This is a genomic window from Pseudomonas sp. NFACC39-1, from assembly GCF_900110355.1.
GTDB classification, from domain to species: domain Bacteria; phylum Pseudomonadota; class Gammaproteobacteria; order Pseudomonadales; family Pseudomonadaceae; genus Aquipseudomonas; species Aquipseudomonas tehranensis.
Genome location: NZ_FODL01000002.1, coordinates 42,328 through 61,619 on the forward strand (window position 1 = coordinate 42,328; position 19,292 = coordinate 61,619).

16 protein-coding genes and 1 pseudogene are annotated in these 19,292 nt (G+C 60.5%); 10 read left to right on the forward strand and 7 right to left on the reverse strand.

Annotation, left to right across the window (positions count from 1 at the left end; all coding sequences use genetic code 11):
• Nucleotides 1-8 precede the first annotated feature (8 nt).
• Both BMY45_RS04440 and rep read right to left on the reverse strand, forming a co-directional pair.
• The gene (locus tag BMY45_RS04440) at nucleotides 9-581 is read right to left on the reverse strand and encodes a xanthine phosphoribosyltransferase (RefSeq protein WP_092395042.1); all 573 of its coding nucleotides are present in this window, start codon (nucleotides 579-581) and stop codon (nucleotides 9-11) included.
• Between the two features lie 69 nt (nucleotides 582-650).
• Nucleotides 651-2,660, reverse strand: a complete 2,010-nt coding sequence (gene rep, locus BMY45_RS04445; RefSeq protein ID WP_047226146.1) for a DNA helicase Rep — start codon at nucleotides 2,658-2,660, stop codon at nucleotides 651-653.
• 274 nt (nucleotides 2,661-2,934) lie between these two features.
• On the opposite strand from rep, the gene BMY45_RS04450 reads away from it, so the two are divergent.
• A complete protein-coding gene (locus BMY45_RS04450) occupies nucleotides 2,935-4,605 on the forward strand; it encodes a putative bifunctional diguanylate cyclase/phosphodiesterase (protein ID WP_092395045.1) in 1,671 nt (556 codons plus the stop codon).
• Nucleotides 4,606-4,713: 108 nt separating this feature from the next.
• On the opposite strand, the gene BMY45_RS04455 is transcribed toward BMY45_RS04450, so the two are convergent.
• Entirely contained in the window at nucleotides 4,714-6,108 is a 1,395-nt protein-coding gene (locus tag BMY45_RS04455) for a NorM family multidrug efflux MATE transporter (protein ID WP_092395984.1), read from the reverse strand.
• Between the two features lie 158 nt (nucleotides 6,109-6,266).
• On the opposite strand from BMY45_RS04455, the gene BMY45_RS04460 reads away from it, so the two are divergent.
• The 4 genes and pseudogenes from BMY45_RS04460 (at nucleotide 6,267) to BMY45_RS04470 (ending at nucleotide 10,948) form a co-directional block, all read left to right on the forward strand.
• Nucleotides 6,267-7,187: a LysR substrate-binding domain-containing protein gene (locus BMY45_RS04460; protein WP_092395048.1), complete on the forward strand. Its 921-nt coding sequence runs from the start codon at nucleotides 6,267-6,269 to the stop codon at nucleotides 7,185-7,187.
• Nucleotides 7,188-7,534: 347 nt separating this feature from the next.
• Nucleotides 7,535-8,449, forward strand: a pseudogene (locus tag BMY45_RS28570) (Cache 3/Cache 2 fusion domain-containing protein); the annotation flags it as partial.
• A gap of 180 nt (nucleotides 8,450-8,629) precedes the next feature.
• On the forward strand, nucleotides 8,630-9,352 hold the full coding sequence (locus BMY45_RS28575; RefSeq protein ID WP_370695182.1) for a methyl-accepting chemotaxis protein: 723 nt from the start codon (nucleotides 8,630-8,632) through the stop codon (nucleotides 9,350-9,352).
• A gap of 381 nt (nucleotides 9,353-9,733) precedes the next feature.
• Complete coding sequence (locus tag BMY45_RS04470) at nucleotides 9,734-10,948, forward strand: aldose 1-epimerase family protein (protein WP_092395054.1); 1,215 nt, start codon at nucleotides 9,734-9,736, stop codon at nucleotides 10,946-10,948.
• Nucleotides 10,949-10,954: 6 nt separating this feature from the next.
• Here the strand turns inward: BMY45_RS04470 and BMY45_RS04475 are convergent, their stop codons facing one another.
• Nucleotides 10,955-12,448, reverse strand: coding sequence for a YifB family Mg chelatase-like AAA ATPase (locus BMY45_RS04475; protein ID WP_092395057.1), 1,494 nt, complete (start codon nucleotides 12,446-12,448; stop codon nucleotides 10,955-10,957).
• 276 nt (nucleotides 12,449-12,724) lie between these two features.
• Between BMY45_RS04475 and BMY45_RS04480 the strand changes: the two genes are divergently transcribed.
• Nucleotides 12,725-14,002: a sensor histidine kinase gene (locus tag BMY45_RS04480; protein ID WP_092395060.1), complete on the forward strand. Its 1,278-nt coding sequence runs from the start codon at nucleotides 12,725-12,727 to the stop codon at nucleotides 14,000-14,002.
• A 43-nt stretch (nucleotides 14,003-14,045) separates the two neighbouring features.
• Here the strand turns inward: BMY45_RS04480 and BMY45_RS04485 are convergent, their stop codons facing one another.
• Entirely contained in the window at nucleotides 14,046-14,306 is a 261-nt protein-coding gene (locus BMY45_RS04485) for an accessory factor UbiK family protein (RefSeq protein ID WP_058543112.1), read from the reverse strand.
• Between the two features lie 413 nt (nucleotides 14,307-14,719).
• On the opposite strand from BMY45_RS04485, the gene glnK reads away from it, so the two are divergent.
• From glnK to sutA, 4 genes are all read left to right on the forward strand, one after another.
• Nucleotides 14,720-15,058 (forward strand): P-II family nitrogen regulator, encoded by a 339-nt coding sequence (glnK, locus tag BMY45_RS04490; RefSeq protein WP_002555808.1) that lies wholly within the window; start codon nucleotides 14,720-14,722, stop codon nucleotides 15,056-15,058.
• A gap of 33 nt (nucleotides 15,059-15,091) precedes the next feature.
• The gene (locus BMY45_RS04495) at nucleotides 15,092-16,417 is read left to right on the forward strand and encodes an ammonium transporter (protein ID WP_092395063.1); all 1,326 of its coding nucleotides are present in this window, start codon (nucleotides 15,092-15,094) and stop codon (nucleotides 16,415-16,417) included.
• A gap of 212 nt (nucleotides 16,418-16,629) precedes the next feature.
• Nucleotides 16,630-17,055, forward strand: coding sequence for a secondary thiamine-phosphate synthase enzyme YjbQ (locus tag BMY45_RS04500; RefSeq protein ID WP_092395986.1), 426 nt, complete (start codon nucleotides 16,630-16,632; stop codon nucleotides 17,053-17,055).
• A 101-nt stretch (nucleotides 17,056-17,156) separates the two neighbouring features.
• Nucleotides 17,157-17,480, forward strand: coding sequence for a transcriptional regulator SutA (sutA, locus tag BMY45_RS04505; protein ID WP_092395066.1), 324 nt, complete (start codon nucleotides 17,157-17,159; stop codon nucleotides 17,478-17,480).
• Between the two features lie 209 nt (nucleotides 17,481-17,689).
• On the opposite strand, the gene BMY45_RS04510 is transcribed toward sutA, so the two are convergent.
• Together BMY45_RS04510 and xerC are read right to left on the reverse strand one after the other, a co-directional pair.
• Complete coding sequence (locus tag BMY45_RS04510; RefSeq protein ID WP_092395069.1) at nucleotides 17,690-18,394, reverse strand: HAD family hydrolase; 705 nt, start codon at nucleotides 18,392-18,394, stop codon at nucleotides 17,690-17,692.
• Entirely contained in the window at nucleotides 18,391-19,290 is a 900-nt protein-coding gene (xerC, locus tag BMY45_RS04515; RefSeq protein ID WP_076383081.1) for a tyrosine recombinase XerC, read from the reverse strand. Before xerC ends, BMY45_RS04510 begins: the two co-directional genes overlap by 4 nt.
• Between the last annotated feature and the right edge of the window lie 2 nt (nucleotides 19,291-19,292).

Here is a 19,292-nt window from a genome sequence, read left to right on the forward strand (position 1 = left end):
CAGGGCGATTATTCGATAAAGGTCACGACCCCACCGGCCAGCGATTGCACCCGGGCCAGGGATTCAACCCGATACCCCTGGGCATCCAGCTCCGCGCGTCCACCCTGGAACGATTTCTCGATCACGATCCCCAGGCCTGCCACGGTGGCGCCGGCCTGCTTGATGATGGAGATCAGCGCCTGGGAGGCTTTGCCGTTGGCCAGGAAGTCATCAATGATCAGTACCCGGTCGCTGCTGGTCAGGTGGCGCGGGCTGATGGCCACGGTGCTTTCGGTCTGTTTGGTGAACGAATACACGGTCGCGGACAACAGGTTCTCCGTCAGGGTCAGGGAGTGTTGTTTGCGGGCGAAAATCACCGGCACACCCAGGTTCAGACCGGTCATGATCGCCGGGGCAATGCCCGAGGCTTCGATGGTGACGATCTTGGTGATACCCGAGTCCTTGAACAGCGCGGCAAATTCGTCGCCGATCAGCTTCATCAATTGCGGGTCGATCTGGTGGTTCAGGAAAGCATCGACTTTCAGAACCTGATCGGAAAGTACGATGCCGTGTTCACGAATTTTCTGCTGCAGGGCTTCCATCAAGCCTCCTTTAATGACGCCTTCGGCGCCCCTGGAAATGGGTAAAAGTTCGCTGAAAAGTAGTCGATTCTAGCGCTTGAGCATCGCTCGTATATCGGCCAGGGCGCTATTGCCGCGAACGGCCTTGACCTCGGTCGGTGTGTCGTCATTGCCTTCCCAGGCCAAGTCGTCTGGCGGCAGCTCATCGAGGAAGCGACTCGGGGCGCAGTCGATCACCTCGCCGTATTGCTTGCGTTTGGCGGCGAAGGTAAAGGCCAGCGTCTGACGTGCGCGGGTAATACCGACGTAGGCCAGGCGTCGTTCTTCTTCGATGGTGTCGGCTTCGATGCTGGAGCGGTGGGGCAGGATTTCTTCTTCCATGCCCATGATGAACACGTAGGGGAACTCCAGGCCCTTGGAGGCGTGAAGGGTCATCATCTGCACGCCTTCGGCGCCGTCCTCTTCTTCCTGCTGGCGTTCAAGCATGTCCCGCAGCACGAGTTTGCCGATGGCGTCCTCGACAGTCATGTCGCCGTCTTCGTCCTTTTCCAGGGTGTTTTTCAACGCCTCGATCAAGAACCAGACGTTGCCCATGCGGTAGTCTGCGGCCTTGTCACTGGAGCTGTTGGTGCGCAGCCAGTTCTCGTAGTCGATGTCCATGACCATGCTGCGCAGCGCCGAGATCGGGTCTTCGCCAGCGCACTGTTCGCGCACCTTGTCCATGAAGCGTTTGAAGCGCGCCAGACGGTCGGTGAAACGGCTGTCCAGATGTTCGCCCAGGCCGATTTCGTCGGTGGCGGCGTACATCGAGATTTTGCGCTCGGTGGCGTAGTTGCCGAGTTTTTCCAGGGTGGTCGAACCGATTTCCCGGCGCGGGACGTTGATCACCCGCAGGAAGGCGTTGTCGTCGTCCGGGTTCACGATCAGGCGGAAATAGGCCATCAGGTCCTTCACTTCCTGACGGCCGAAAAAGCTGTTGCCCCCCGACAGGCGATAGGGGATCTGGTGATGCTGCAATTTCAGCTCGATCAGCTTGGCCTGGTAGTTGCCGCGATACAGGATCGCGAAGTCGCTGTACGGCCGGTCGGTGCGCAGGTGCAGGCTGAGGATTTCCATGGCCACGCGCTCGGCTTCGGCGTCTTCGTTGCGGCAACGGATCACGCGGATCTCGTCGCCGTGGCCCATCTCGCTCCACAGTTGCTTTTCGAACTCGTGGGGGTTGTTGGAAATCAGCACGTTGGCGCAGCGCAGGATGCGGCTGGTGGAGCGGTAGTTCTGCTCCAGCATCACCACTTTGAGCGACGGGTAGTCTTCCTTGAGCAACATCAGGTTTTCCGGCCGCGCACCGCGCCAGGCGTAAATCGACTGGTCGTCGTCGCCCACCACGGTGAACTGGTTGCGGATGCCGATCAGCAGCTTCACCAGCAAATACTGGCTGGCGTTGGTGTCCTGGTATTCATCCACCAGCAGGTAGCGGACCTTGTTCTGCCATTTTTCGAGGATGTCGGCGTGGTCCTGGAACAGCTTGACCGGCAGCAGGATCAGGTCGTCGAAGTCCACCGCGTTGAACGCCTTGAGCGTGCGCTGATAATGGGCGTACACGATGGCGGCGGTCTGTTCCTTGGGATTGCGGGCGTTTTCCAAGGCTTGGGGCGGCAGGATCAGGTCGTTTTTCCAGGCGCCGATCATGTTCTTGATCTCGTCCACGCCGTCGTCGCCCGAATATTCCTTTTGCATGATGTCGGTCATCAGCGCCTTGACATCGGTCTCGTCGAAAATCGAGAAACCTGGCTTGTAGCCCAGTCGTGCATGTTCCTTGCGGATGATGTTCAGGCCCAGGTTGTGGAAAGTGCAGACCGTCAGGCCACGGCCTTCACCAGCGCGCAGCAGGCCGCCGACCCGCTCTTTCATTTCCCGGGCGGCTTTGTTGGTGAAGGTCATGGCGACGATGTACTGGGCGCGGATACCGCAGTTCTGGATCAGGTGCGCGATCTTGCGGGTGATCACACTGGTCTTGCCGGAGCCTGCACCGGCGAGCACCAAAAGAGGGCCGCCGACATAGTTCACGGCTTCTTGCTGCCGGGGATTGAGTCGGGACATGACAGGGTCAGGGAGTCGTTTGCGAAATGGGCCGGCATTTTAACAGGCTCACAGAATTGTGCTGCTCTGTCCGACTTGTGACGCTACACAGCATTGTCATTTGCCGCTTTGGTTACTTTCACGCAGGATGTGGGGCGAATGGCGTCCAACGTTCGGCTTCGAGGGTAAAAAAGCCGTCTGAAGCAAGTGTTTGAGAACCATTGGCATTGGTCATTAGCGGTCAGCAGGTCATAATGCCCTGCGCCTATTACCTTGCAGAGTCTAGGGAGTCAGCTTGTCAACGTCTGTCGAACCCTTGCGTTTGCTGCTATTGGCCGAAGAGCCGGTATGGTCGGCGATTTTGCGCGAGTGCCTGGCCCCCATGGGGCCGTCGGTTGTGTTGATCAGTGCCCCGAGCTGGGAGTCGGTCAGCAGCCTGTTCGAGGACAACCACAACGCGGTGCTGCTGACTGTCGCGGCGCTGCAGCCGGCACCCGGTCGTTGCCGTTTGCCGACGGTCCTGTTGCTCGAGCACGAGCCCACCACTGCACCTGATGGTGTCAGCGATTGGCTGGTACGTGATGTGCTCGATGGCGCCACTCTGCGCCGTTGCCTGCGCCATGTGCGCGAGCGCGGAGTGCTGGAAAACACGCTGCAGCGCCTTGCCGAACAGGATCCGCTGACCGGCATCGCCAATCGCCAGGGCTTCCAAACCCTGCTGGCGGCGCGCCTGGCTGAAAACGAAGGCCGTGGCCTGGCGCTCGGGCATCTGGATCTGGATAACTTCCGTCACGCCAACGATGCCCTCGGCCACCAGGCCGGTGACCGCTTGATCCTGCAAGTCGTGTCGAGGCTCAAAGGTTCGCTTGAAGCCGGCGATCAACTGGCGCGCTTGGGCAGCGACGAATTTGCACTCCTGATCGACACCCGCCGGGCGCCTCAGCGGGCTGAATGGATGGCCGAGCGCATCACCGAAGCCATGGCCGAACCCTATTGGGTCGATGGCGAAAGCCTGCTGATCGGTTGCAGCCTGGGGATCGCCCACGCTCGCGCCCAGGCCGGCGCGGACCCGTTGATGTGGCACGCTCATATCGCCATGCAGCAGGCCAAGAGCACACAGGGCTGCACCTTTCATATCTTCAACGAACGCATCAATCGTAACGCCCGCAGCCTCGCCGATCTGGAGAGCGAGTTGCGTCGGGCGCTGCGGCGCGACGAGCTGGAGTTGCATTACCAACCCCGGCTGAGCCTTGATGACGGCACCATCGTCGGCCTCGAAGCCCTGGTGCGCTGGCGTCATAACGAACGCGGGCTGTTGCCGCCCAGTGAGTTCGTGCCATTGGCCGAACAGAGCGGGCTGATCGTACCGCTGGGCTACTGGGTGATTTCCCGGGCATTGCGGGACATGCAAGCGCTGCGTGAAAGGGGATTGGCGCCCCTGCACATGGCGGTCAACCTGTCATTCCGGCAGTTCCAGGACAGCCAGTTGCTGCCGACGCTGAGCCGCCTGATCGCCGAGCGGGGTGTCGAGGCGCAATGGTTGGAATTCGAACTCACCGAAACCGCCGTCATGCGCCGCAGCGAACTGGTCAAGCAGACCATGGACGCCCTGGGTCGCCTGGGGGTGCGCTTTTCCCTGGACGACTTCGGCACCGGCTTCTCCTCGTTCGTGCACCTCAACAGCCTGCCCATCGCCTTGCTCAAGATCGACAAGAGCTTCGTGGGTGGCATGGAGCAGCGCGAGGAAAATCGCAAATTGGTCCATGCGATGATCAACCTGGCCCACAACCTCAACCTGGAAGTAGTGGCCGAGGGTGTGGAAACCCGGGAGCAACTGGATTTGCTACGCGGCTTTGGTTGCGACCAGGTGCAGGGTTTCCTGATCAGCAAGCCGTTGCCGTTTCCGGAGTTGGTTGAGTACTTGACGTTCGAGGGTGATCAGCAGTCGATGCTGGAAATCAGCTGACACAAAACCATGTGGGAGCGGGCTTGCTCGCGAAGACGGTGGATCAGTCGATATATTTCTGGCTGATACACCGTCTTCGCGAGCAAGCCCGCTCCCACATAGGGAACCTCAGTCGGCTTGGATGCTTTCGAAGCGCCTCAGCCCAGGCTCACTGCGGATCATCCGCTTCATCTTCCACTCAAACGCCGCCGTCAGGCTCACCGCCGCGCAGGCCAGGCCCAGGGCCAGGCCCCACCAGACGCCGGTCGGGCCCCAGTTCAGGTGGAAGGCCATCCACCAGGCCGCCGGTGCGCCAATCAGCCAATAACAACCCAGGCCCACCAGGAAGGTGGTCTTGGCGTCCTTGAGCCCACGGATACAGCCCATGGCAATGGTTTGCGCGCCGTCGAACAGCTCGAACCACGCCGCTACCGCCAACAGGCTCACTGCGAGCTCGATCACCCCACGAAACGCCGGATCGTCGTGGTCCAGGAACAAGCCGACCAATGGGTTTGGCAGCAGCCAGAACACCATGGCGAACGCCAGCATGACCGCTGCGCCGAAGCCAATTCCGACCCGACCGGCCAGCCGTGCCATCAGCAGTTGCCCGGCGCCATAGTGCTGGCCGATGCGCATGGTGATCGCATACGACATTCCCGCCGGGACCATGAATGCCACCGAGACGATCTGCAGGGCGATCTGGTGCGCTGCCAAGGGCGTGCTGCCCATGGTGCCGATGCACAGCGCAGCGAACGCGAACAGCCCGACTTCCACTGCGTAAGTGCCGCCAATGGGCAGACCCAGGCGCCACAGTTCCTTGAGGTACTGGCGATTGGGGCGCGACAGACCTTTGAGTAACGGATAAGCGCGGTAGGCTTGATGCCGGTGAATATGCCAGGCCAGCGCCAGGGCCATGCAGTTGGCAACGATGGCCGTGACCAGACCGATGCCCATCAGCCCCAGTTTTGGCAGGCCGAACATGCCGGTGATCAGTGCGTAATTGAGCAGGAAGTTGGCCACCGTGCCGCCAAGACTGATCACCATCACTGGGGTCGCCCGGCCAATGGCGCTGGTAAAGCCGCGCAGGGCCATGAAGCTCAGATAGCCGGGCAGGGCGAATGGCAGCACCAGCAGGAACTGGCCGGCGGCCAGGACGTTGGTTTCAGTCTGGCCGAACAGCAACAGTACCGGTTTGAGGTTCCACAGCAGGAGCCCGGCCACCAACGCCATCAACCAGGCCAGCCACAACCCGGCCTGAGTCAGTCGGGTGGCGCCTTCGACATCACCGGCGCCCTGCCGAATAGCCACCAACGTGCCCACTGCGGCGATCACACCGATGCAGAAAATCGAGACGAATGAATAACTCGCCGCGCCGAGTCCACCGCCGGCCAGGGCTTCGGGGCTCAGGCGCGCCATCATCAGGGTGTCGGTCAGGACCATCAGCATGTGCGCCAACTGCGAGGCAATCAACGGCCCTGCCAGCCGCAGGATAGCCCAGAGTTCGATTCGCACCGGATGCCGCATGATCATCACACTCCATGTTCAAACAAGGCTGTAAAACGGTGATTTTCGGCGCTCTCAGCGGTTTGCACAAAAGGATAAAAGCGATCAGTGGCATGATTAAAACTCATGCTGAGAGCTTTCTGATAGGGTGCGTAACTATCGCCATAGGAGCTTTCCCGATGTCTCGTCGTCTCCCTCCTCTTTATGCGTTGCGGGCATTCGAAGCGGCGGCGCGATACAGCTCGTTCACCCGGGCGGCCGAAGAACTGTCGATTACTCAAAGTGCCGTCAGCCGGCATATTCGTACACTCGAAGAGCACTTTGCCTGTCGGCTGTTCCAGCGCAGTGGCCGCAACCTGCAGTTGACCGAAGCGGCGCGGTTGCTGCTACCGGGCGTGCGTGAGGGTTTCATGGCGCTGGAGCGGGCCTGTCATACCTTGCACGGTGAAGATGGCATCCTCCGCATGAAGGCGCCGTCCACGCTGACCATGCGTTGGCTGTTGGCGCGCCTGAGCCGTTTCCGGCATCTTCAGCCCGGCAATGAAGTGCAACTGACCAGCGCCTGGATGGACGTCGACTCAGTGGACTTCAACACCGAGCCTTTCGATTGCGCGGTATTACTGGGCAACGGGCATTTTCCTACCGACTGGGAGGCAAGCTTGCTGTTTCCCGAGGAGCTGATTCCGGTAGGCGCACCGAACCTGTTGAACGACCAGCCCTGGGATGTGGCGCGGTTGGCCAGCGCAGAATTGCTGCATCCCACTCCGGACCGTCGTGATTGGCGCAACTGGCTTTCGCGCATGGGCCTGTCCGATCAGGTCTCGCTCAAGGGCGGGCAGGTGTTCGATACACTGGAACTGGGCATGATCGCGGCAGCGCGTGGTTACGGCGTGTCCATGGGGGATCTGTTGATGGTGGCCGAGGACGTGGCCCAAGGGCGCTTGAGCCTGCCATGGCCTACCGCTGTCGCCAGTGGCGAGCACTATTACCTCGTCTGGCCGAAAACCCGGCCAGGAGGTGAACGTTTGCGCCGTCTGAGCGATTTTCTCCAGAGCGAAGTGAACGCCATGCAATTACCCGACGTGAAGCGTCTTGGCTGAATCGTTGAAGCTCCCGTGATAGCCACTTGGCATTATTCCTTCCAAACCGCTCAAGTATTCGGTTTCGCCGCCGAATGTGTGGAAGTAGTACTTTCGTATTAGAAAGGGACTGCCTACACATCACCCGAATAAAATTGCCGAGTGTGCGACGTGATCAGGATGATCCGGTCACTTGGCCAGGAGCCGTCATGTCTCAACCTCGTGCCCGAATCGCCTCACAGCTGGGCCTCGCCCTCGCCGTGATACTGGCGATCGTGATCTCCGGCAGTACCATCTTTGCCTTGCGCTCGCTGGACTCCGCCAACCTCGCGACTCGTGAAGAACACCTGGCCAGCGAAGCGCGCCTCATGGCCGACCAGCTCAATACCTTCCATGGCACCCTGCGTGAAAGCACGCAGCGATTGAGCGGACTGTTCGAGAAGCGTTTTAGCGCGGGCCTGAGCGTGCACCCGGACCAGCCGGTCGCGGTGGCAGGCGTGCAGACTCCAGTCCTGAGCCTGGGCAGCGAAGTGCTGAACAACAACTTCAAGGAAGTCGACGAGTTCAAGGACACGACCGCCGGGGTGGCGACGGTGTTTGTACGCAGTGGCGATGATTTCATCCGCGTGAGCACTTCGTTGACCAAGCAGGACGGGACGCGGGCGATCGGCACCATGCTCGACCGTGCCGGCCCGGCTTATGCCCCAGTAATGAGTGGGCAGAGCTACATTGGTCGTGCCCTGCTCTTCGGGCGCTTCTACATGTCGCAATACACCCCCGTACGCGACAGCAGCGGCAAGATCATTGCCGTGTTGTATGTAGGATTCGATTACACCGACGCGCAGAACGCCCAGTTCGAGAATCTCAAGCGCTTCCGTATCGGCCAGACCGGTTCGCTGGCGGTGCTGGATGAGCAAAACAAATGGCTGGTTCCACCAGCGGGTGTGCAGGCGCTGGAGCAGGCGACCGTGACCATCAAGGAGTTGGTCAAGAAGCCGGGCAAAGGTGTGTTCTGGAGCGATACCGCTGAAGATTTCTACAGCGTTGCCGTGCCGTTCGAGGACGGCCCGTGGGCGGTGGTGGCGAGCATGCCGAAAGCCGAGATTCGCGCCGTGACCTGGAGTGTCGGCACGCAACTGGCTATCGGCAGTCTGCTGGCCATGTTGCTGGCCGTGGGCTCGGCGGTGTGGCTGTTGCGCAGCAAACTGGCCCCACTGGGCGATCTGGTGCGTCAGGCCGAGGCGCTGGGCGCCGGCGACCTGAGCGTACGTCTGAACGTGTCGAGCCACGACGAAATCGGTCAGTTGGCCCGTGCCTTCAACCAGATGAGCCAGGCCCTGTCGACCATGGTCGAGCATATCCGCAAGGCCTCTCAAGAGGTCAATAGCCGAGCCCAGGCCCTGTCCGGGTTGTCCAGCGGGGCCTATGAGGGCATGGAGCAGCAGTCCGGCGAAATCACCAGCATGGCCGGCGCAGTGGAAGAATTCAGCGCTACCTCGTTGAACATCGCCGATAACATGGGCAATACCGAACGCCTGGCCCAAGATAACGCCCAGCAAACCCGCATCGGTCGTACGTCGATGGATGAAGCGTCCTCGTCGCTGGAGCAAATTGCTGGCGCGCTGAACAGCACTGCCACGGTCATCAACACCTTGGGCCAGCGCTCTCAGGAAATCGGCGGCATCGTCGGGGTGATCACCTCGATCGCCGAGCAGACCAACCTGCTGGCGCTCAACGCGGCCATCGAAGCCGCCCGTGCGGGCGAGCAGGGTCGGGGCTTTGCCGTGGTGGCTGACGAAGTCCGTAGCCTGGCGTCCCGTACCCGTCAGGCCACTGACGAAATTTCCGGCATGATCAATAGCATCCAGCAGGAAACCGGTAACGCCATCAGTACCATGGAAAAAGGCAACTTGCTGATGCAAGAAGGCTTGTCGCGCAATGCCAATGTGGCCTCGGCCCTGGCGCGCATCGACGAGCAAAGCCGTTCGGCCGGCCAGCAATTCGCGGCGATCACCACCGCCACTCAGGAGCAAAGCAGCACCGCGACCCTGCTCAGCAGCAACCTGCAAAGCATCGCTATGGCCAACAGCGAACAGCGCGAAGTGGTCTCGAACCTGGCGATCACCGCCAAGGAACTGGAAAAACTGGCGCAGGACCTGCGCAAAGAGGTTGACCGGTTCCGCTGATACTCCTTCCGCCGCTCCCGTCGCGAGCAAACTCACCCCAGAATTCTCTGGGAGCGAGTTTGCTTGCGAAGAGGCGGCCTAGCCAACATCACCGCAACTGACTCACCGCTACCGCGAGCAAGCTCGCTCCCACAGGGGCTTGGCGGCGAACGGGCATTTTGCGGCCATCCCCAATCGATGTGGGAGCGGGCTTGCTCGCGAATAGGGCCTTGGGGCCAGCATCCCTGCAACTGACCCTCCGATATCTAAAAGCGAACCTGTTTGTGCGAAGGCCGGTTGCTGCAGCACTGCGTCTTTTCGAGGTATTCGCTGTTTTTAAGCTTGCTGAAACGTTTCTTCAAGTCTATAAAAACCGCACAACTCCAAGAAAAGGCTGCCCTTATGACTTCGCTCAAACTTGTCATTGCCCTCAGCGCCCTGGGCGCTACGTCCCACGCCATGGCCTGGGATTACGTCCTGCTCGACACCGATAAAGCCGCTCAGCCCTGGAAAATCACCAGCCAGCAGCTCGGCGTGAAAACCGACAAGCCCTTTTCCGTGACAATGCGCACCCTGCATGGCGGTCGGCAGGAAGGCGTCAGCATTGTCGATATCGACAACGGCGCGATGAAGCTCTCGGTCGTTCCAACGCGGGGCATGAACGTACTGCAGGCCTCGGTCGGCGAAGTGCGTATGGGCTGGGATTCGCCAGTCAAGGAAGTGGTCAATCCGTCGTTCATCGAGCTCAATGGTCGCGGTGGACTGGGCTGGCTCGAAGGCTTCAACGAGCTGGTGACGCGCTGTGGCTACGAATGGGTCGGTCATCCCGGCATGGACAACGGCGAGCTGCTGACTCTGCATGGCCGAGCCGCCAACATCCCGGCCAACAAAGTGACGCTACACATCGATGAAAAACCGCCTTATGCCATTACTCTGCGGGGCGAGCTGAAGGAGCAAGCCTTCAAAAAGGTCGATTTCTCGGTACAAACCGAACTGCTGACCGAGCCCGGCAGCGTGAGCTTCGCACTCAAGGATACGCTGACCAACAACGGCGACTATCCGAAGGAATACCAAGCGCTTTACCACAGCAATTTCAGCACACCGTTCCTGGAGCAGGGGGCTCGCTTCGCGGCACCGGTCAAGCAGGTCTCGCCGTTCAACGACAAGGCCAAGGGCGATCTGGCGGATTGGCAAACCTACCGAGGGCCAACCAAGGACTACGACGAAACCGTCTACAACGTCGTGCCTTATGCCGATGCCAAGGGCGACACGCTCACCGTGTTGCACAACAAGGCCGGTAGCCTCGGTGTATCGGTGGGCTTCAACACCGGCACGCTCCCCGTGTTCTCCCTGTGGAAAAACACTGACACCCAAGGTCAGGGTTACGTGACCGGGCTGGAGCCGGGCACCAGTTTCTCCTATAACCGCCGGTATCAACGGCCACTGGGCCTGGTGCCCACCCTCTCGCCAAAAGAGCAGAAGCAGTTCCAGATCCACTACAGCCTGTTGGCGGATAAAGGTGCTGTGGATAAAGCCCTCAAACGTATCGATGAAATCCAGGGCTCTCAGCAAACCGAAGTACGAAATACGCCGCTGGTGGACCTGAGCAAACCATGATGCCCATCAGGGCGTGGCGGGCCGGTATTGCAATGCTTCGGCCAAGTGCTCCCGGCTGATTCGATCCGCTTGCTCAAGGTCCGCCAGCGTACGGGCGACCTTGAGCAGGCGGTGGGCGGCTCGCAGCGACAGGGTCAGTCGTTCGCAGGCGGTTTCCAGCCAGGTTTCATCGGTTGTGGATAACTTGCAATGCCGACGCAAACCCGGCAGATCTAAGAACGCGTTGGCGCATCCCTGGCGCTTTTGCTGGCGTTCGCGGGCCTCGGCCACTTGCACGGCTACGGTAGCCGTATCGTCACCGGATTCGCTTTTTGGGCTCAGCGCCGTGGCTTCCCGGGCGACGGTCAGGTGCAGGTCGATGCGGTCCAGTAACGGGCCGGAGAGTTTATTGCGGTAGCGCTGCACCATGTCCGGCGTACACGAGCATCGGCCGCTGGCCTCGCCAAGGTACCCACAGGGGCAGGGATTCATCGCCGCCACCAGTTGGAAGCGCGCCGGAAAGCGCACCCGGTCACGGGCGCGAGAAACCACAATGTGACCCGATTCCAGTGGCTCCCTCAAGACCTCCAGGACCTTGCGGTCGAACTCCGGCAGTTCATCGAGAAACAGCACGCCATGGTGGGCGAGGGTGATTTCCCCCGGTTGCGGCTTTGATCCGCCACCCACCAGCGCCGGGCCGGACGCCGAGTGATGTGGCTGGCGAAACGGGCGCTGCGGCCAATGGCTCAACGGCACGCAACTGGCCACCGACTGGATCGCGGCGACCTCCAGGGCCTCACATTCAGCCAGTGGCGGCAACAATCCCGGTAAACGGCTCGCCAGCAGTGTCTTGCCGGTACCGGGTGGTCCGCTGAATAACAGGTTATGCGCGCCCGCAGCGGCAATCAGCAATGCGCGCTTGGCCCCGACCTGGCCTTGTACTTCATTCAGGTCGGGATAAGGCTTGCTCGCCGAGAGCAATCCATTGGAAGCATAGGGCTGCACAGGGGTGTGGCCGTTGAAGTGCGCCACCGCTTCGAGCAAATGATCCACGGCGATCACCTTCAGCCCCGACGCCAGGCAGGCTTCCTCGGCATTCGCTCGCGGTACCAGCAGCGTACGCCCGGCCTTGCGCGCCGCCAGCGCGGCGGGCAACACACCGCGCACTGGGCGCACCGCGCCGGACAACGCCAGCTCGCCGAGGCATTCCACATCGTCCAGCATCAAGGTCGGCACTTGTACGCTGGCCGCCAGGATCCCCAGGGCAATTGCCAGGTCGAATCGCCCGCCGTCCTTCGGCAGGTCCGCCGGCGCCAGGTTCAGGGTGATGCGCCGAGCCGGGAAATTCAGGCCCGAATTGATGATCGCGCTGCGCACTCTGTCCTTGCTTTCCTTCACCGCCGCTTCAGGCAAACCGACCATCGTCAGCGATGGCAAGCCATTGGCCAGATGGACTTCAACGGTAACGGCAGGAGCCTCCACCCCCACCTGGGCGCGGCTATGGACAATGGCGAGCGACATGCAATCGTTCCTTGAGTGAATAAGGGGCCGCGTCCTGCGGCTCTTGAAGGTTAGTCGTGGGATAGGCTTTCGGTGGGGCAATTGAAGGCGAAAATTTTGCCAGGATGTTGCGGTTGTGAATGGCCGATCACCCGCGCGACCACGATCGCGATAGGGCGCGCGTTTGTTCAGCATGGCTCTGCGGCCGTTTCGCAGAGCCTTCGAAATGGCCGTCCCAGGCCCTGCTAGACTCCGATTTGTCCAATCGGCATCTACGGCACAGGGAGTGAGTGGCCCATGAACGATCTGCTGGCTTTGTTAACCGACAAGCGCTTCATGCCCCATGGGCATTGCTATATGTGGCGGCCGGATTTGCTGTGGACCAATGTCATTGCCGATGGCTTGATCACCCTGTCCTACATCTCCATCCCTTTCACCCTTCTGTACTTTATCCACAAGCGCAAAGACGTGCCTTTTGACTGGATGCTGACGGCTTTTGGGGTGTTCATCCTGGCGTGCGGGACCAGCCATGTGATGGAAATCCTGACTATCTGGCAGCCCTACTATTGGCTGTCGGCGCTGGTAAAGGTCATCACCGCTATCGCCTCGGTGATTACTGCCATCCTGCTGGTCCGGCTGGTGCCTGCGGCCCTTAAGATCCCCAGCCCGCAGCAACTGGCCCGGGTCAATGACGAGTTGCGTGAAGCGCAGGCCGAACTGGTCACTACCGCGCGCCGGGCCGGTATGGCGGAAATCGCCACCAATGTGCTGCACAACGTGGGCAATGTACTCAATAGCGTCAATGTGTCAGCCCGACTCTTGTACGAGAAAGTGCACGCATCCAAAGGGCAGGGGGTAATCAGGGTCGCTGAATTGATGAGGGAGCATTCCGATGATCTCGGCGCCTTTATCAGCAGCGATCCGAAAGGTCGCGCGCTACCCGGCTATCTTGGCAAGTTGGCCGAAGCCCTGGCCGCCGAGCAGCGGAGCATGATCGATGAGTTGGTGCAGCTGACCAAGAGCATCGACCATATCAAGGAGATCGTCGCCACCCAGCAGTCCTATGCCGGTAACTCCAGCGTGCTGGAGCCGGGTTCGCTGCGAGAGCTGATCGAGGATGTGGTACGCATCTGCGATGTGTCCCTGGCTCGCCATCGTGTGACGCTGACCAAGGAGCTCGCCGATATTCCGATGATGTCGCTGGACAAGCACAAGGTGCTGCAAATACTGATCAATCTAATCAACAACGCCAAGCAGGCGCTTGATTCGGTGGCGGATCGACCGTCGTGCATTACCCTGCGTCTGAAGGCCACTGACGACAAGCGTGTGCGGATCGAGGTCGAGGACAACGGCGAGGGTATTTCCAGGGACAATCTCACCCGGGTGTTCGAGCATGGTTTCACTACGCGCGCCGACGGTCACGGCTTTGGCCTGCACAGTTGCATTCTGGCTGCGCATGAGATGGGTGGCGAGCTGACGGTGCAGAGCGCGGGCCCGGGTAAGGGCGCGCTGTTTACCCTGGAGTTGCCGCTTGCGCTGGCCCACGGTCAATCTCCGCGAGCCGCGAGTGGCTGAGCTGCCAGTTTGCGGTCTCGGCACAAAAGCGTTGTAGGGAGCGTTATTCGGTAGGTGGATTTACCTTCGCCTCCAACTCCGCCACCTTCGCCTCCAGGCTCTCCAACCGCGCCCGGGTTCGGGCCAGTACGACCATCTGGCTGTCGAATTCTTCCCGGCTGACCAGATCCAGCTTGCTGAAGCCGCTTTGTAGCAGGGCCTTGAACTGGCTTTCGATTTCGCTTTTGGGCAAGGGTGTGTCGCCGCTCAAGAGGCGGGAAGCATGGCCGCTCAGGGCGTCGAGGAGGTCTTTGGGCGCAAGCATGGCAGGTGTCCTGAAAACGATGGAGGGCAGTGTATCACGCAGCGTCTATATTCAATTGGCGAGCAAGGAGTGCACGCTTTTCGCGCACGGGACCGGGCATCGCCGCACTGTTGTTGTGCGTATTGTTCCGGTTCGGGGTGCGGCATAAGCCGGCACAGTGGGTAAGAGACTGAAATCAGAAGGTTTGGGCACAGATGGCAAGGTTTCTGCTTAGTGGCTGATGACCCATGCACTGATGCAGTCGCTGTGACGAATGCAGTGCAGCCGACGAGGCGGGGAGCTTCGTCAGAGTGGTTAGCTGGCACCGGTCGGGCAACTTGGGCCGACGATGCGTTACAAAGCCAGGCACTGCGCTTAGACTTGAGTCGGGTTTGTTTTCCTGGGGCAAGTCCACCAATTCGGGAGAAAGTTTCATGAAGCTAGTCACTGCCATCATCAAGCCGTTCAAGTTGGACGACGTGCGCGAGTCGCTGTCCGAAATCGGCGTGCAGGGCATTACCGTTACTGAGGTCAAAGGCTTCGGTCGGCAGAAAGGTCACACCGAGCTGTATCGCGGCGCGGAATACGTGGTTGATTTCCTGCCTAAGGTGAAGATCGATGTCGCCATTGACGACAAGGATCTGGACCGGGTTATCGAGGCGATCACCAAGGCCGCCAATACCGGCAAGATCGGTGACGGCAAGATCTTTGTGGTCAATCTGGAACAGGCTATTCGCATCCGTACCGGCGAAACCGATACCGACGCAATCTAAGCCGCCAAACCCAACGCCCCAGGAGAAAACAATATGACTCTGCGTAAATTCGCAGGGCTAGGAGCCCTGTTGTCCTTCGTAACGCCTGGCCTGGCCATGGCAGAAGAAGCGGCAGCCCCAGTCCTGAACTCCGGCGACACAGCCTGGATGCTCACTGCCACAATTCTTGTACTGTTCATGACCATTCCCGGCCTGGCGCTGTTCTACGGCGGTATGGTTCGGTCGAAAAACATTCTGTCGGTGATGATGCAATGCTTTGCCATTACCGGCCTGATCAGCATCCTGTGGGTCATTTATGGCTACAGCATTGCGTTCGACACCACGGGGATGGAGCAGGGCGTCGTCAACTTCAATTCGTTCGTCGGCGGTCTGAACAAGGCATTCCTGGCGGGTCTCACCCCCGATAGCCTGACGGGCCTGTTCCCTGAAGCGGTGTTCATCACCTTCCAGATGACGTTCGCCATCATCACCCCGGCGCTGATCGTCGGTGCGTTCGCCGAGCGGATGAAGTTTTCCGCGATGCTGATCTTCATGGGCGTGTGGTTCACCCTGGTTTATGCACCGATTGCACACATGGTCTGGTCCGGCAACGGCGGCCTGATGTGGGACTGGGGTGTGCTGGACTTCGCTGGCGGCACGGTGGTGCACATCAACGCCGGTATTGCTGGTCTGGTGGCGTGCCTGGTACTGGGCAAGCGCAAAGGCTTCCCAACTACGCCGATGGCGCCGCATAACCTGGGTTACACCCTGATGGGCGCGGCCATGCTGTGGGTTGGCTGGTTCGGCTTCAACGCCGGTTCTGCCATCGCGGCCAACGGCACCGCCGGTATGGCAATGCTGGTGACCCAGATTGCAACCGCTGCGGCGGCGTTGGGCTGGATGTTCGCCGAGTGGATCACCCACGGTAAGCCAAGCGCACTGGGCATTGCCTCGGGTGTGGTGGCGGGTCTGGTTGCGATTACGCCGGCTGCCGGCACCGTGGGCCCGATGGGCGCCCTGGTCATCGGCTTGGCGGCGGGCGTGGTGTGCTTCTTCTGCGCCACTACCCTCAAGCGCAAAATGGGCTATGACGACTCCCTGGACGCCTTCGGCGTGCACGGCATCGGCGGTATCCTGGGCGCGATCCTGACCGGTGTGTTCGCAGCGCCGGCCCTGGGTGGCTTCGGCACCGTGACTGATATCGGCGCGCAAGTGTGGATTCAGCTCAAGGGTGTAGGCTTCACGGTGATCTACACCGCGATCGTCACCTTCATCATCCTCAAGGTCCTGGACGCTGTCATGGGCCTGCGTGTCTCCGAGGAAGAAGAGGCGGTCGGCCTGGATCTGGCCCAGCACAACGAACGTGGCTACAATCTGTAAGCACACGCAATAAAAAATGCCCGGTTCGCCGGGCATTTTTTTGTCTGGAATTTGTCATTGCTCACAGGATGGGTCGGTTTTTCCGACGTCTTTTGTTATGGACGCGACATGGGTTTTTCTACGGCCATAGGCTTACACCAAAGCAGGCGTATTAGGCCCTTTGTTTTTTCCCAGAGCGCGCTAGAATGCGCGCCGAACGTGCGGAGATCTGTATGTGGCAACAGACGCTGATAACCCTGCGGGCAAGGCCTCGGGGCTTTCATCTGGTAACGGACGAGTTGCTCGCCGGCCTGCCTGAACTCCGGGCATGTCGTGTCGGTCTGTTGCATCTGTGGCTGCAGCATACCTCGGCCTCGTTGACCATCAACGAGAACGCCGATCCGGCGGTACGTCGAGACTTCGAACGATTTTTCAATCGGCTGATCCCACAAGGAACCGCCGATTATGAGCACAACGACGAAGGCCTGGACGACCTCCCGGCGCACTTCAAGGCCAGCGTGCTGGGGTGTCAGCTTAGTCTGCCGGTCACGGCGGGACGGTTGGCATTGGGTACCTGGCAAGGTGTTTATCTGGGCGAGCACCGTGATCATGGCGGTGCTCGTAAGGTCCTCGCCACTTTGTACGGTGATGGGGCGTAACCGCTGATTGCCGGCGGATGTTGAATTTTTTCTGGCAGCCTTCGACAGACGGCGAAGCTGGGCTATAACTAATCTGCTTTTCGCAAGTCATGAGGTAGAACATGAGCGACGATGATCTGGAAAACGACGACCTCGAAGTAGGTGACGAAGACGAGGCCGAAGAAGGCCTGGAAGCGGCGGCTGAAGACGTCGCCGACGATGATGGGGCCGATGTACCGGCGCCAACCGCCAAAGGCAAGGCCAAAGCGGCGGTGTCGGTCGACGAGTTGCCGAGCGTAGAGGCCAAGAACAAGGAGCGTGATGCGCTCGCCAAGGCCATGGAGGAGTTCCTGGCCAGAGGCGGTAAAGTGCAGGAAGTGGAGGCCAACGTTGTTGCGGATCCGCCCAAGAAACCGGACAACAAGTACGGCAGCCGCCCGATCTGAGCATCTGCTTCTTGCTTGCTGAAAAAGCCCGCCGTCGCTGCGGGCTTTTTCATGGGCGTGATTCTATTTCCAAGCCAGACACGGTTCTTGTGGGAGCGAGCCTGCTCGCGATAGCGATCCATCTGTCACATTGATGCTGGATGTGCCATTGCTATCGCGAGCAGGCTCGCTCCCACAATTTGAGTTTTGGTGGCCACAAAACAGGCGGTTCAGGATTGGCTATGCCAGCCCGCCAGCAACCCTGGCAGCTCGGTCAGGCTGCGAATCTCTGCATCCGGTGCATGCTCGGCATCCCAGGCTTTACCCGCCGGGTTGAACCAGATGGCCCGCAAGCCGGCCTGTTGGGCGCCGGCGATGTCGTCACCTGGATGATCGCCAATGTGCACGGCGGTTTGCGCCGTGGCGCCGCCGCGTTGCAAGGCTTCGTGGAACAGCCTGGCGTCAGGCTTGGCGATGCCGATGTCCTCGGCGCACAGGGCGAACTTGAAATAATCCGCCAGTCCCAGGCGGCGTACATCGGCGTTGCCATTGGTGACCACGCCGAGGGCGAAATGGTTGGCCAGAATTTCCAGGGTAGGCTGCACCTCGGGAAAGATTTCCAATTGGTGACGGGCGTGCAGGAATGTTTCGAACGCTTCGTCCGCCAGCTCCGAGGCTTGCCACTGGTCATAACCGGCGTCCTGCAAGGCACGGAACAGCACTCGTCGGCGCAGTGCGCTGATGCGGTGCTTCAGGCCGGGCTCCTCGCGCAACACTTGCTCGCGAATGGTAAAAAGATGCTCCACCGGCACGCTGCCCAGGTTCGGGGCGTTGTCGGTCAGCCACTGGCGTAATATGGCTTCGGCACTGGCGATCACCGGGGCGGTGTCCCATAGGGTGTCGTCGAGGTCGAAAGTGATGAGCTCGATGGTCATGATTCGTCGCCCTTGATTCGTTTGGCCCTGGGGTGGGCACTGTCATAGACCGTCGCCAGGTGCTGGAAGTCCAGGTGGGTATAGATCTGTGTGGTCTTGATGTCCGAGTGGCCGAGCAGTTCCTGGACAGCGCGCAGGTCCTGGGAAGACTCCAGCAGATGGCTGGCGAAGGAATGCCTGAGCATGTGGGGATGCAGGTTCTGTCCCAGCTCGCGTTCTCCGGCGGCCTTGACCCGCACCTGGATCGCCCGCGGGCCGAGGCGCCGGCCTTGCTGGCTGACAAATACCGCGTCGTCGGCCGGGTTGGTCAGCGCCCGCAACGGCAGCCATAGCTCCAGGGCCTCACGGGCTTTGCGGCCAACGGGCAGCAAACGTGTCTTGCTGCCCTTGCCCAGCACCTGGACCATGCCATCGGCCAGGTCCAGTTGATCCAGGTTAAGCCCCGTCAGTTCGGAAAGCCGCAGGCCGGAGGAATAGAACAATTCGAGAATCGCCTGGTCCCTTCGTGCCAGGAAGTCATCCTCGACAGCGCCTTCCAGCAATTGCAGGGCCCGATCGGTGTCCAGGGTCTTGGGCAGCCGGCGTTCGCCCTTGGGCGGTGCCAGGCCGGTGGCCGGGTCGTGATCGCACAGCCCTTCGCGGTTGAGGTAGTGGTACAGGCCTCGCACGGCTGACAACAGTCGCGCCAGGCTGCGGGAAGATTGCCCTTGTTGATGAAGGCGGGCGACCAGGCTGCGCAGGCGCTGGATGTCCAAGGCTGCCCAACTGCCGATGTTTTGCTTCTGGCACCAGGCCAACACTTTTTCCAGGTCGCGGCGATAGGCCGACAGCGTGTGGGGCGACACCTGGCGCTCACTGCGCAGGTGTTCGCAGTAGGCGTCCAGTTGCCGTTCCATCA

What these genes read in the sequence shown, in the direction of transcription:
- BMY45_RS04485 (WP_058543112.1), bottom strand. Translation starts at nt 14,306, where the DNA reads ATGCTTGCGCCCAAAGACCTCCTCGACGCCCTGAGCGGCCATGCTTCC.
- BMY45_RS04480 (WP_092395060.1), top strand. Translation starts at nt 12,725, where the DNA reads ATGAACGATCTGCTGGCTTTGTTAACCGACAAGCGCTTCATGCCCCAT.
- BMY45_RS04510 (WP_092395069.1), bottom strand. Translation starts at nt 18,394, where the DNA reads ATGACCATCGAGCTCATCACTTTCGACCTCGACGACACCCTATGGGAC.
- BMY45_RS04475 (WP_092395057.1), bottom strand. Translation starts at nt 12,448, where the DNA reads ATGTCGCTCGCCATTGTCCATAGCCGCGCCCAGGTGGGGGTGGAGGCT.
- xerC (WP_076383081.1), bottom strand. Translation starts at nt 19,290, where the DNA reads ATGGAACGGCAACTGGACGCCTACTGCGAACACCTGCGCAGTGAGCGC.
- BMY45_RS04495 (WP_092395063.1), top strand. Translation starts at nt 15,092, where the DNA reads ATGACTCTGCGTAAATTCGCAGGGCTAGGAGCCCTGTTGTCCTTCGTA.
- sutA (WP_092395066.1), top strand. Translation starts at nt 17,157, where the DNA reads ATGAGCGACGATGATCTGGAAAACGACGACCTCGAAGTAGGTGACGAA.
- BMY45_RS04460 (WP_092395048.1), top strand. Translation starts at nt 6,267, where the DNA reads ATGTCTCGTCGTCTCCCTCCTCTTTATGCGTTGCGGGCATTCGAAGCG.
- BMY45_RS04470 (WP_092395054.1), top strand. Translation starts at nt 9,734, where the DNA reads ATGACTTCGCTCAAACTTGTCATTGCCCTCAGCGCCCTGGGCGCTACG.
- BMY45_RS04440 (WP_092395042.1), bottom strand. Translation starts at nt 581, where the DNA reads ATGGAAGCCCTGCAGCAGAAAATTCGTGAACACGGCATCGTACTTTCC.
- BMY45_RS04455 (WP_092395984.1), bottom strand. Translation starts at nt 6,108, where the DNA reads ATGCGGCATCCGGTGCGAATCGAACTCTGGGCTATCCTGCGGCTGGCA.
- rep (WP_047226146.1), bottom strand. Translation starts at nt 2,660, where the DNA reads ATGTCCCGACTCAATCCCCGGCAGCAAGAAGCCGTGAACTATGTCGGC.
- BMY45_RS28575 (WP_370695182.1), top strand. Translation starts at nt 8,630, where the DNA reads ATGGCCGGCGCAGTGGAAGAATTCAGCGCTACCTCGTTGAACATCGCC.
- BMY45_RS04500 (WP_092395986.1), top strand. Translation starts at nt 16,630, where the DNA reads ATGTGGCAACAGACGCTGATAACCCTGCGGGCAAGGCCTCGGGGCTTT.
- glnK (WP_002555808.1), top strand. Translation starts at nt 14,720, where the DNA reads ATGAAGCTAGTCACTGCCATCATCAAGCCGTTCAAGTTGGACGACGTG.